Genomic DNA, 12,570 nt, shown 5'->3' with positions numbered 1-12,570 from the left:
CATGGTGGGAGGAGCTTCACAGGTGGTGCTCAACCACACCGATCATGGTGCTGAACGACGCAAACCAAGCACCTGAACAACGGTGCTCACCCGCATCAAAAGCGGTGCCCACAAGAGCGGATACTCAAGCAGCAAACCGCTCTTGCGGAGCTCGGACACAAAATGAGGTTCGATGACCCTCACCTAACGTCCATAGAGTCCTGGTTTGGGGGGCGAATTGGCCCCGCTTACGAGACCGAAGCGACTACTCAGAAAATGAAGCTCGCGGCGGAGCGACTGGGCAAGAAGATTCCGCCTGGTTTCAAAGACGCAAACAAGGGCGAGGCCGGCGCGTCAGGAGATTTCTTCGTCTGGTCCCAGATCATGGATCACGCAAAAGAAAATGCAGTTGACGTGATGTTCGTGACCGATGATCTCAAGGATGACTGGTGGCTGAGGGTGGCCGGCAACACGATAGGTGCGCTCCCTGCCCTCCTCGCGGAGTTCCGGGAAGAGACTGGCCAAGAGGTCCATTTCTACCGCTCTTCGAGGTTTGTGGAGGAGGCTTCGGGTCGACTAGATCTGGGCATCGAACCCAGGCAAGTTAGCGCAGCAGTGTCCGAGCTAAAAGGCATGAGTTTCGTCATTCCCTTGCTAAATGTGGACTGGACCAAGCTGATCGCGAACACTCCGATCAACGTAGGTGACCTAACCGGTATCGGCTCAGCTGCAGCACGCGCATCGACGTTCACGTTCGACGTGCCAGCCGCCACCGAAATCGGAAAGATCGTCTCCGCGGGGCTCTGGGCGAGAAGCGGCATGGATAAGCAGGCCGAACACATAGTGTCGTCGATTATCAAGGCACAGCCAGACATCGCCTCGTTTACCCTCGCAGATGCATCCGATTCGGAAGCCCCGACTGAAGACGCGAACGGCGATCCCGGTGACAGCGACTCGGACGAAGATGAGCACGAAGCCGAAGGCGAGCACGAACAACGCTAGGCTGCGGGGACATCTGCGACCGTTTCGTCTCCGCTGTTGTGATGTCGAGGTTGTAGCTTCAAAGTCAAAGTGTTCCTGATCGATCGAAATCATGACCTTGTTCTTCTACGGCGACGCACCAGTGTCACCTCACTCGGTCGAGGCCGACGGGGTCGGGAGCCGCGGGGCGCAGAGCGGGGAGGCCGTGGAGGAGCGGGCCACGATCGTAGAAGTTCGACTAACGCTGCCAGCGCTACTCCGAGAAGCAGTGCTGAAACGAAACTCAGGGTGTTTTTGAACGTCTCCACTTCGGGGCCAGAAATCACATAGAAAGGCAATATTTCGTACCCGCTCCGGTTAGTCGCCTCCGGTGCGGTCGCCTTTAGCGCGAAAGTTAGATCCTTCGATCCGAGAATGGTTGGGCCAGTATTTGACGAGTCCGCTGGCGTGGGGTCTCCAACCTGTTCCAACACGTTCCCCGGCAGGAGGTCAGGGTTCGCCAGACTAACTGAACCCGTATATGTAGCGGGCGATTTCCATACGCCACTATAAGGCGCTGCTGCAATAAAGCAGGTGGTCGAGTCCCCTCCCAGTTCCGACAGATGCAATTCGGGAAGGTGTACCTGACTGACATCGCCCGCGTAATTGAAGGTGGCAACATGCGAACCGAACTGGACAGAGGCCGCGGCGTTGCCTGAGCCATCGAAGACGACGCTGCCCAAGAGATGGCGGTCTCCGGCGATGTACGTGAACGCGTCTGACTCACCGACACCGGATAAATTGCAATCGTTTCCACTGGAGCTGCCCCAAAGCGAAGGCGATGGAGGAACCTCGATCGCAGTGGACGAGCTGAAGGGGCTTGTAGCAAAGTAGCCTTCCCCAACTAGAAGGAACTGGGCACGGGAGCCTGGGATCCCGGTGAGATGCACATCGACGTGGTATCCCGTGTCGAGGAACGCGACGCTGGTGCCTTTGTTGTCTGCGACCAAGTCAACGTCCAAGCTCGTAACATCCTGGTTAGCAAACGCAAACAACTGCGGCGGGGTGCGATACGAGGCGGAAGCGTCTCCAACAGTTCGCGCAAAAAGAGCCACACCGCCAGCGCCAGCAATAAGGATCGCGCACATTGTGACGCCTGTCTTGAGGGCTGGTCTCCAGCTTCCCTTCACCAGCCACTCGCGCTTCAGATACATGACTACGGCCAGAGCAACAATCGCCGTCACTCCGGCGGCCCAAGGTGACAGGTTCGGCATCCACGCGGGGAGCGTCACGAAACTGTACGTCACGTCCCAGGGCGATGACGCGTACGAAATCTGCGTCGCAATGAAGGCGATGAACGTGGCCGTGACTGTCGCCGCTACCAGCAGCACGAGCACGGCCGCGCGGGTTCGCTTACGAGGCATCCACGATGCGATAAAAACTTCAATTGCCCACATGACAGTGCTGGCCGACAAACAAGCGGCCCAGATCAGCATGTAAGGCGAGAGCATCTAAGAAATCTAGAGCATCTCGTCCAAGCGCCGATGCCGGTAGCGCCATCGAGTGGCCGCGGTCGTTCGGGCGTCAACGCGATAAGTTGCACGCGGGCAACCGTCGTCTAAGCTCCAAACTGCGGCCGCCCATGTCACGGATTGGTGGAACCGACCGAAAGCGCTCAAAGCGATTCTGAGCGATCAGACTCTTCGTTCGTACTCTCGTCGTATCTCGCGCTGAACGGACTCTACTGACCCCGATCCGCGACGATGCGGGGCGCGCGGAGATCATCGAGTAACGCTCGCGCGTTGCGCCGACTACGTTCACTCCTCCCGAAGCTCAAACCGTTCCACGTGCTGCGTATCGGTGACGAACTCCTCGGTGAACACGTACCCCTGATTCTCCAGGATCTGGACGACCTCCAGCCGATCCAGGCTGCCAGCACCGGTAAGCTCGACTCCGCCGACCTCGCGGCTCACGATGGAGACCGTACCGGTAAGAGGCGATCGTTGCTTGATGTCACTCAAGGTCACCGCCTGCTGCAATCGAAATTTCCAACTCGTGTTGTTGTGGGTAGATCCAATACCCCAGAGCCCGAGGGTCACCTTCGACCAGTTCATGCCGGGCCCAGTTGTCGTGCCGCTGGCGTTAATGACATCGGGATGCACCCCTCCGAGCGGCATTTGCGACTCTTCTGGGGGAGCTACAGTTGGTGGCAAATCGACATCGGCGAACAGGTCGTTTTCGAACGAGTGGTCCATGTCGAGGACTGCGGGCTTGCGTGTCTTTCGAGACATTAGCCTCTCCTTTTCAGGTTGGGGAATAGGTTGGCCACAAGAGCGGCCGTTGCTGGGGGCGATACGCTAAGCGTCTCGCGAGTGTAGCTTCGACTATCGAGGCGAGCTGATTATGAGGCGGAAGCTTCGCGCAGTGCTTTGTTCTCGAATATTTCGATGATGAACCCACGATCTACCTGCCGACGCATGCGTTCGTATCCCTGCCCGTACAGGGCCTCCCCGACAATTCGCCGGTCTATGTTCTTACCTCCTACGACTAACCTGTTTCGATACTCCCTACTAACGATGGACTCGTAAGGCCGGCGATCCTCGCGGTTAACAAGTTGCGCGAAGGTGCAACGGTCCGCTATGAACGGGCTCTTCCAGGTCTGGTGAAGCTCTTTGTCCTCAGCATTGCCGAATTGTCTGATGAACAGTTCCCGCCCGTAAGCAGCAAAGACAGAACTATGTAGGCCAGCGAGCGGTCGATGAAATGCGTTTGGCTCGATGTCGATGCTGACGATATCGGCGAACAAATTGTGGTGGGACGTGAGTGCGGTCACTTCTTCGCCCCGTTCTTGGAACGGGTGGCGAATTGGCTGTACTTCTTTTTGGCTCCGGTCTCGGACAAACCGAGTTCTTCACCAATTCTTTTCCATGACGCGTCACCGAAGGCGTTTGTTCGGAGTCTCCCATTTGATAGAAACGCGCTGACGTTCTTGCGGCGGGCACCTACCTCAGACGCCAAAGCCGCATCGACCGCAGTTCTGGCTTTGTATAGGGCACGAAGCGTCGAGATCTCGTGGCTCTGCACTTCAAAGCTAAGTAGCTCAAGAGTTCTGATGAGCTCCCGAATGTGAGGGGCAGGAAGGAAAGATGAATCTTCAGGTTTTGTCATGCCCACAATTCTGTAGCTGTTTCAATACCGCTTCTTATTCGTGCCGAAAGTCTAGAAATCATCATCATAAAGTGTTCCGTAGTACGGAGCTCGAACGCTCTGCCACGCGGTGTCCTTCGAGACCTCTCCAATGCGCGGAAGTCTCTCGTTGAACGTTCGAGCTGGTGAAGCAGGACGGCCGAAAGATACTTCAACTCCTTTTGCTGGTTTCCAATCCTGAGCCGTTTGCCGTGTTTTGCTAACAAATAGTTTCTCTAACACTTAAAAACACCCAGAATGCGAACGTAAACGGAATGCTTCGACACATCGACCTGAATGTGAGTGAATGGCTGTTCACTTCTGAGGCTGAGGAATCCAAACAGAGGCTACTTGAGCAGTGGGTTAGCGGTCCGCTCTACGGCCACCGGTTGTGCAGCCACGGAAGATATCCGAACAGCAGCGACCCAGTCACGAGGGGGCAGGTCCCATTGGAATCAATCATCGATTACCGGCTGATGTGCAACTCGTCCAGCTGTAGGCCGGGGGATCCATTCGGGTGCAGTCTTGTCCAGGCGAGAACGTTGTCGTTTCGAGCGAAGCGCATCATGAAGAGCTGGCTCGGTCTCGAACGCGGCCTATTGCTCACGAGGCTCACGTACACCGGTAAAGAGAATGCCGGACTCAGCGCTGTGTGGGATGAGGCTCTCCGATCGGTACCGAGGTTTGGTCGAACGTTCGGTGTCGCCGGTCAGATCAGGTCACGCCACGTTGAATTACTCGTTTCAGGAACTGGCTTCATTTGGCTAATTCACCACTGGGTAATTATCGCAGCCGACCAGTCAATATCGAAGAAAGCGGAATTGCAGATCCTAGACCACTTTCCGGGAGCGTCGAAGATCGTATCAATCGAACCAGGCATGGTGCCCTCGGTTGCTCAGCTGGTCAGCGAGTGCAGATCTGCTCTAGACCCGGATGAAGTCGAATATGCGGACCTGTCAGCCACATTTGCGACGACTGATTCTGGAACGGTCCTCAAGCCGCGAGATTTGTATCACCGGTATCAGGCTGGTATCACTCCAAAGCTGCGGGCTCAGTACAGTTCGACTTCTACTCGTTATGCGGAATTGCGCCTGAACAGTGGCCGGTTTGAACTTGTGGACTTCATTCGAGGGGCGAAAGGTGAGCGAGTGGGCTGCCGGGACCGAGCCGACTACGGCCCAGGATTGGAAGTACCAGATGAATGTAAGCCGTTCATGGAGTATGCGGTAGCAATGGCGGGCCGACAGACATTTGCAGTGTCCGGTGCGGGGGCGGGCGGAGTCCCGGAGTGGGCATCAATTGCGAGGACTAGGGTGCCTCGCCGGATATTGGCCTGGCCCGAACCGGAAAGCAATGTACTGGACTCGTTGAATGGAACTCATACCGGCGGGAACAAGAAGTAGGGATTGGTCTGCGCTGACCCTTAGTTGATCTCAATCGCTGAAGCTGGATGGATAGATATCTGGTCTTGCAGGCCCCCTTCCCCGGAACATCACCTCGGACCAGCACCCCAAACCGTTTGATGGGCACGTTGAGTAGCGCGCCGAAAAATCGGAACGTTGCTCGTATGAACTCATCTCGGGCATGGCCATACATCGAGACGGGCTGTGGCTCCGGGCCGGCTTGGAGCTCATTTATCCGGCAATTGATCGTTTTTCGCCTGACAATCAGAAAAGCGGCGCGACCAAAGATAGGGCCAACAGAAGCGTGATCAACTCGCGGCACCGTGGAGCAGTGACGGAGAGGACGAACCGGAATTCGTGGCTTTGCAGGAGATCCCTCGATCTCGAATCGATTCCGACGCCTTCAGCACTGCGATGGGAGTTTCCAGCTTCCTGTCGCGCTTCGATCGTCGTATAACTAATTCTCGCAGGCGTTCGAGACAACTTTTGAGAATACGAAACATTGCTTGAAAAACTTTTCCCCTGATCAGGGTGCCTTTATATCGATAGCTGGGCTAGGTGACGAGTAGAATAAGAAGAGTAGGGGCGATAAAAGTATCCAGCTACTTTGCTCTCTCGAATCGTGCGGCCCTGATTTCGCAACCCGGAATCGGGGCCCTCTTCGTTTCAGCGTGACAGTCAAGCCGCGCTAGGGCAGCGGGCCGCGCCTCGTTCGACCAGTGTCGCCCCTACACCCTCGTCAGACAGGTTTGTGGTTTCCGCACAAAAGTTCAGCTCTAAAGCGGCCCCGTCAGCTCGTGTTCAACTTCTACGAATTGAAATGTCCGGCGCCACCCCGGACTCAATTCCAAAGGAGAAGATGAGTTGAAAAGAGTTCCCGCAGCTGAGAGCGCCAGTGCCCTCTGGACGATAAAGGACGTCGCAGCATACCTAGCCGTTTCAACTAGAACCGTCGAGAAACGTCGAAGTACTGGCGATCTTCCCCGGGCGACGCGTATTGGTCGGAGCGTCCGATTCCAGTCCTCGGAAGTGGTCGCCTGGGCTGCCTCCTTGCGCGAGGAATGCTGATCATGGGGCGACCCGCCACTCCCATCGGTACCTACGGGCGAATTGCTTTCTCAATCGAAGGAAAAGGTACAAGCAGGCGTGTAATTGCCCGAGCTTATTTCCGAGACAGCGACGGGGTGAACCGTCCCGTCACTGCGTCCGGGCGAACTGAGACCCTGGCCCAGAATGCTTTGATCACGAAGCTAGGAGACCGGTCGAGTCGCAGCGGCACCTCCCTCATAACCTCAAGGACGAAAGTTCACGATCTCGTGGATATCTACGTGGACTCAATTGCACCGAGTCGTCGCCTCAAAGCCCAAACCAAAAATAGATACATTCAGAGTGCCCGCGGTGCAATCCTTCGAGCATTCAAGGACGTGTCGGTCGGCGAGATGACACCTCGGATGATCGAGAACCTGATCATCCGACTTGTAGACACTGGGCACCTCTCGGAAGCCCGAAACTGCCGCGTGGTGCTGCGTGCAATGTTTCGTCTCGCAGTGTCGGACAATGCCTGCCAGTCGAACCCGGTGGTCGTGGCCGACATCCGCCTACCGAGTTCAGGGAAGGCAGCCAGAGCCCTCACCCCGTTAGAACTCTCGAACCTCAGAACGCTCGTCGCCGAGTACCGGACCGGTGAGCATGTTCGTGGTCCCAAGCCGTCGACTGCTCTTCGAGACGCGCTCGACTTAGTTCTGGGCGGCGCAATGAGGATTTCGGAAGTGCTTGCACTTCGTGTCATAGACGTCACCCCTATGGCCAATGGAAGAGCTGAAGTAAGAATCACCGGCACAATCATCTACGACAAAAACCTCGGCGCAGTTCGGCAGGATTCGCCGAAGAGCGGGAAAAGCCGCACAGTCATTGTTGGGGGTGGATTCGCTGAAATTCTTCGCGCCCGATCATTGGCGAGCCGATCTGGACTGCTTTGGGAAACTCCAAGGACCGGTAAGCCATTTCAGCAGAAGAATCTGCTGAAGCATCTCAGGGCTATCGTGCGGGGCACAGACCTGTCGTGGGTAACGTCCCATTCGCTTAGGAAGACATCAGGAACGCTGATCGCCCTCACCCTCGGGGTGTCCGAAGCAACCTCCGCCCTAGGTCACTCAAGCGATGCGATAACCCGGCGGATCTACCTTGATAACTCGGCTGCTGCGATTGATATCAGCCAAGTTTTGAACGGCTACGACCAACAGTAGGGGCGCCGAGCCGTCAACCGAGAATCAACGATTTGGCAAGTGTTCGTCAAGTGCGTTCCACTAGCCGTCGACCGACAACGATATTCAACGAAAAAAGCCCCGGAATTCCGTGGCTTTGAAGCTGGGGTACCTGGACTCGAACCAAGAACAAAAGAATCAGAATCTTCCGTGTTGCCAATTACACCATACCCCAATGCCCAAACCGAAGTGCGGGCCGAGTATTGACTTTAGCCTACGTTGGCCCGATGCCCAAACCGAGCCCTTGTCGGGTTCCTGCCGCTGACGACTCCGACGACTCCGGCGCATCCGAAGCGTCTTCGACCACCCGCCGCCACACCCCGTCGACCAGCTCAATCGCCCCGGCCGCAGCGAACGCGTCAAGCCACCCCTGCATCGGCCACCACCCCCACCGCTGCCAAAAAATGCCGGCGTTTCGCAGAATGTCGTCGAGGTGCTGCCACGGCGGAGTCGATGTGGGGTGGTACTGGTGGTACGCGTGCGCCCCTCCCACCCACACCAGGTCGAGCCCCGCCGGGCCGAGGCGTGCGGCGAAGTCGGTGTCTTCTGCTCCGTAGCCTTCGTAGAGTTCTGAGAAGCCTCCGCTGAGCATCCACGTTGCCGGCGTCACGGCGAACGAGAGCGACCAGAACAGCGCATGCTGCCCGGCCGGCGCCACAACACACTCGCCCGCGGCCGGATTCGGGCGAGCAGGGTGCGGCGCAGTCGCCACCGCGAGTTCGTCAGGCGTCTGCCCCTGAAAGCCTTCGGCTAGATAGGTCACCGGCCCGCAGAGCACCGCCCCCGGGAGCTGTGCCGCGGCCGCGCCGTACAAGCGCAACAGCTCCGGCCCGGGCAGACAGTCGGCGTCAAGAAACACGAGCAGCTCGGCACCCGCATCGATGGCGGCCCTCGCACCCGCATTTCGGCCGGCCGCGAGTCGCATTCCCGCTGCACCTGGGGGCACATGGATGCCCGTCACCCCCTCAATCGTCGGCGCCTCCGCCTCATCGAGCCACACTCCCACGTGCCGCACGCCGCTGCCTCTCAGCGCCGCCATCTGGTTCAGCGCGTGCCCCAGCCTCGCCGCCGAAAAGAGCGTCACCACGCCCACAAGTGGATCGTGCCCACCTGTCGCACCCGCGCCCGTCACTGCGCCCCACTCCCTGAGGCCACCGCACTCGTATCGCCCGCCACCCGGCCGTTCTGGCGTTCGGTGCTACCCGCCACCTCAGCCACAACCGCTGCGGCCCGCGCCGCCGCGCCCGCCGTGAGCCAGCTGCCCCAGTCGGGTGTCAGCTCGGCCGCTTCCCGGAGCAGCGCGGGCCATTCGGCCGGCTCCGGCCATTGCCGCACCACCACCGCGAGCCCGGCGGCCTCGAGCGCCCCAGCCGTGGCATTCTGCTCCCCGAACGGACGCTCCTGCGGCAGCACCACAGCCCGCGCCCGGGCCGCAGCCAGATCGGCAACGGCGTTCTGCCCCGCCCACGACACCACCACATCGGCGTCACACATCAGCTCGAACGGATCGTCGCACCACTCGCCGGCGCCCACACCCAGCACACGCCACCGCACCCCGGGCGTCGCCTCTTCAGCAGCCCGTACCTCCGCTCGCCCCACCGCCGAACCGCCTCCGCCGCCCAGCACCAGCACCGAAAACAGCCCGCCCCGGTCGTCCCGCTTCTCGCTGCTGCCATCGCTGCCGCCATCGCTGCTGCTGTCGCCGTCGCTGCCCGCCCACACCACACCCTGCCCCGCCGCCAGCCGCCCATCGAACCGGCTGATGCCCCCCACGAACCGCGTCTTCTCCCGAAACTCCTCAAGCGCCCGCGGCAGCATGAGCGCTGACGGCCACGGCGCCACAATGCGCGTCGCAGCAGCGAACGCGAGCTGATGCGGCTGGTCGACCCGCTCGCCTGGCTGCGTCATCACCACCGTCGCCACACCGAACAGCCGCACCAGCAGCGTCACCTCGACCGACACGTCGACCACGAACGCGTCGAACCGGTGTGACGCGAGCGCCGCCGCGATCATCCCGAGCCGCGATGCGTGCCCGCTGTGCCCGAGCGGGGCCCAGTGCAGCAGTCCGCCAACGCTCGCATCGGCGTCTGGCGCGGCGGGGTCGAGCAGCTCGCCGGTCTCGGTTCGCTCGACACGGTCGTCGCGGTCGAGCCGCACCCACTCGGTGCCCGTGGCCATCACCGCAGGAGCCTCCAGCGTCGAAAACACCATCACGTCGGCGTCGAGGTGCCGCCTGATCGCCTCGAACCTGGTTCGATGCCCGGCGCCGTGATGGTGCACGTACCACCCCACCAGCGGCCGCCGGTTCACAGCGCGCGCTCGGCGATCGCCGCTTCGAACTCAGTACCGGCGGCAGCCCACTGCGCTTTCGCCAACGGCGTTGCATTCGCAGCTGCGACCGGCCCCACGGCTGCCCACTCCATGACCAACTGTTCGTACAACTCCTCGAGTTCGAGCACTCGCGCGGCCAACGAATATTTCGCAATAGCCTCGGCTCGAACCAGGCTCCGGATGCCCCGCCTCTGCAGCTCAGACCCGATCAGCTCGTCAGCCACCACCGCGAGCGAGGGCACATCCCCGACGGGCACCAACCCTGCTCCCCTCATGCCGGCCACCACCTCCGCCACCCCGCCCGTCTCGAAGCACGCCACCGGGGTTCCGGTCATCAGCGTCTCGGCGATGATGAGCCCGAACGGCTCCTGCCACACGGGCGTGACCAGGGCGCAGGCGCTCTGGCCGACCAGTGCGGCCAGCTCGGGCTGGCGCAGCTCACCCACGTACACCGCCTCAGTTCCCAGGCGGGGCCGAATCTCGTTCTCGAAGTATTCGGGGTCGCCCACGCGCCCGGCGAGCACGATGCGGCGCCCGAGGAGCTGGGCCGCGTCGATGGCCAGGTGCGCACCCTTCTCCACGACGATGCGCCCGAACCACACCAGGTCAGAACCGCCCTCGCCGGCCGGCCAGAGCTCAGAGTCGACCGCGTTCGGCAGTACGTCTGAGACGATTCCGGCGGGCATCCATTCGGCCGATGTGTGCGAGCTCACGGCGACGAACCGACTGCCGGGGCCGTCGCTCAGCGCGTGGCCGGCCACGAGGCCCGGCAGCACGGGCGTGTGCAGCGTGGAGACCATCGGCACCCCCAGTCGCCCGGCCCAGGCCAGGGGAGTGCCGTGCAGGCTGTGGTTGTGCACCAGATCGAAGCGGCCCGGATGCGCGGCGATGAACGCGAGCGCCCGTTCGAGCGAGGGCAGGGCGGTGTCGAGGTAGCCCGCGGGGTAGTCCACGTCGTTGGGCAGCTCGCCCGGCGCCCACACCACGGGCGGCATGACGAATTCGGGCGGACTCAGCTGCATGAAATCCGAACCCTCTACTGCGCACAGTGTCACCCGGTGCCCACGCTGGCGCAGCTGGTTCACCTGGTGCCAGATCGACGACTCGAGGCCGCCCGCGTGCGGTTCGGTGATGGGGTAGCGCAGCGGCGCGATCACGACGATGTTCAGGTGGGCTGCGCTCATCGGGCGGCACCGGCGAGCGCGCGTCGGTACACCGCGAGATGGGCTGTGTGAATCTGGCTCTGCTGTTCGCGCCGGAGGGCTGCTCGCTCGGCACGCAGTGCGCTCGCCGGGTCGCCCTGCGCCTCCGTGGGCTGCAGGGAATCCGCGGTCTGCCCGGCCACCTCGGTCTGTCGGGCCACCGCGGCCTGCCGGGCTTCGGCGAGCAGCCGAAGCGCCGCCGCCAGCGACCCCACCGACCCGGGCGTGAATGTCGCCACCGCTCCGGGCTCGGTGTGCTGCTCGCCGTAGAACCCCACGGCCGGAGCCGCCACCGACACCCCCAGATCCCAGCAGAGTTCGAGCCAGCCCGAGTGGGTTCCGTGGCCGTAGGGCAGCACCTCGATGTCGGTCGACGCGAGGGCGCTCTCCAACTCGACGTCGGTGAGCCGTGGATGCTCGCTCAGCACCAGCCCCGCCACCCCGGCGGTCATCGCCCGCAGTTCCTCGCGCAGCTTCTCGTCGCGAACCTTCTCGTTGATCTCCACCGTCACGTCGACACCGAACCTGTCGGCGCGCAGCATCGCGGCGGCACCGATCAGCGTCGCGACCGCTCGCGCCGCGTCGATGTTCGGGCGCAGGTCGCGCAGGTGCATGCCGACCGCGAGGTGCGACGACCCTGCTCCCGCACCAGCAGCTACGACATGCCCGGCGCCCCGCATCCGCGGATGCGCGATCACCGTCGCCTCCCGGCCCCACCGCGCGCGCACCTCGGCCGCGGCGCCCGGCGTCAGCGTCACCACCTCGTCGGCGGCACCGATCAGAAGGTCGAGCTGCGCGAGGTGCGGAGCCTGGTCGATGAGCTGCGGGTTGGTGAGATCGTGCACGGTGAACACCACGGGTCGCTGGGCGGTTCGGAGGGCATCCAGAACCGCCTGCAGCTCGCTCACGGTGAACGACTCGGTTCCGAAGTGCACGTGCATGAGGTCGAATCGGTGGGCGTTCTCGGCGACCCAGCGCGGATCGAGCATGACCGGCGGCCACCACTGGCCGGCTGGAGCCGACGCACGCACGGGGTCGGCGAGAACTGTCACGCCGTCGGCAGGCCAGGCCGCCTCGCGGTCGACGATGTTCTGCACGTAGGAGTGCCCCGCCGGAACCGCGGCGACGCGCACGGGCGACGTTTTGGGCACGGATTCGACGGTCATTGCAGCGGTATTCCTTCGAAAGGAGGCAGGGAGAAGAGACGCGGGTGCGACGCACAACCGCTGAATATCTCCAACATAG

At 61.5% G+C, this 12,570-nt stretch carries 11 protein-coding genes and 1 tRNA gene; 3 read left to right on the top strand and 9 right to left on the bottom strand.

The features are described 5' to 3' along the window. Window positions 1–162 precede the first annotated feature (162 nt). Entirely contained in the window at window positions 163–981 is an 819-nt protein-coding gene (locus tag D4765_RS03460) for a PIN-like domain-containing protein (RefSeq protein WP_161580345.1), read from the top strand. 89 nt (window positions 982–1,070) lie between these two features. Here D4765_RS03460 and D4765_RS03455 read toward each other — a convergent pair whose 3' ends face one another. The 4 genes from D4765_RS03455 to D4765_RS03440 form a co-directional block, all read right to left on the bottom strand. Continuing rightward, window positions 1,071–2,450 carry a hypothetical protein gene (locus D4765_RS03455; protein WP_136640820.1) on the bottom strand — a complete coding sequence of 460 codons (1,380 nt, stop codon included), beginning with the start codon at window positions 2,448–2,450 and terminating at the stop codon, window positions 1,071–1,073. Between the two features lie 306 nt (window positions 2,451–2,756). Further along, window positions 2,757–3,230: a hypothetical protein gene (locus D4765_RS03450; RefSeq protein ID WP_136640819.1), complete on the bottom strand. Its 474-nt coding sequence runs from the start codon at window positions 3,228–3,230 to the stop codon at window positions 2,757–2,759. Window positions 3,231–3,340: 110 nt separating this feature from the next. Further along, window positions 3,341–3,772: a hypothetical protein gene (locus tag D4765_RS03445; protein WP_136640818.1), complete on the bottom strand. Its 432-nt coding sequence runs from the start codon at window positions 3,770–3,772 to the stop codon at window positions 3,341–3,343. Then, on the bottom strand, window positions 3,769–4,107 hold the full coding sequence (locus tag D4765_RS03440) for a hypothetical protein (RefSeq protein ID WP_136640817.1): 339 nt from the start codon (window positions 4,105–4,107) through the stop codon (window positions 3,769–3,771). The genes D4765_RS03445 and D4765_RS03440 overlap by 4 nt, the downstream gene beginning before the upstream one ends. A gap of 2,285 nt (window positions 4,108–6,392) precedes the next feature. Here D4765_RS03440 and D4765_RS20095 point away from each other — a divergent pair. Both D4765_RS20095 and D4765_RS03430 read left to right on the top strand, forming a co-directional pair. Beyond that, entirely contained in the window at window positions 6,393–6,596 is a 204-nt protein-coding gene (locus D4765_RS20095; protein ID WP_136640816.1) for a helix-turn-helix transcriptional regulator, read from the top strand. A 248-nt stretch (window positions 6,597–6,844) separates the two neighbouring features. Then, window positions 6,845–7,774 (top strand): tyrosine-type recombinase/integrase, encoded by a 930-nt coding sequence (locus tag D4765_RS03430; protein WP_161580344.1) that lies wholly within the window; start codon window positions 6,845–6,847, stop codon window positions 7,772–7,774. A 121-nt stretch (window positions 7,775–7,895) separates the two neighbouring features. On the opposite strand, the gene D4765_RS03425 is transcribed toward D4765_RS03430, so the two are convergent. The 5 genes from D4765_RS03425 to D4765_RS03405 all read right to left on the bottom strand — a co-directional run bounded on the left by D4765_RS03425 (window position 7,896) and on the right by D4765_RS03405 (window position 12,491). Further along, window positions 7,896–7,967, bottom strand: a tRNA-Gln gene (locus D4765_RS03425). 39 nt (window positions 7,968–8,006) lie between these two features. Beyond that, window positions 8,007–8,879: a glycosyltransferase family 2 protein gene (locus D4765_RS03420; protein ID WP_237280230.1), complete on the bottom strand. Its 873-nt coding sequence runs from the start codon at window positions 8,877–8,879 to the stop codon at window positions 8,007–8,009. Window positions 8,880–8,920: 41 nt separating this feature from the next. Continuing rightward, window positions 8,921–10,072 carry a glycosyltransferase gene (locus D4765_RS03415; protein WP_237280229.1) on the bottom strand — a complete coding sequence of 384 codons (1,152 nt, stop codon included), beginning with the start codon at window positions 10,070–10,072 and terminating at the stop codon, window positions 8,921–8,923. Between the two features lie 26 nt (window positions 10,073–10,098). Next, window positions 10,099–11,307, bottom strand: coding sequence for a glycosyltransferase (locus D4765_RS03410; RefSeq protein ID WP_136640814.1), 1,209 nt, complete (start codon window positions 11,305–11,307; stop codon window positions 10,099–10,101). After that, window positions 11,304–12,491 (bottom strand): hypothetical protein, encoded by a 1,188-nt coding sequence (locus D4765_RS03405; protein WP_136640813.1) that lies wholly within the window; start codon window positions 12,489–12,491, stop codon window positions 11,304–11,306. Before D4765_RS03405 ends, D4765_RS03410 begins: the two co-directional genes overlap by 4 nt. Between the last annotated feature and the right edge of the window lie 79 nt (window positions 12,492–12,570).

Origin of the sequence: Subtercola vilae, from assembly GCF_004923255.1 — a bacterium.
Lineage (GTDB): Bacteria > Actinomycetota > Actinomycetes > Actinomycetales > Microbacteriaceae > Subtercola > Subtercola vilae.
Note: the sequence above shows the minus strand (reverse complement) of the source record. Positions and strands in the feature narration are given on the sequence as shown.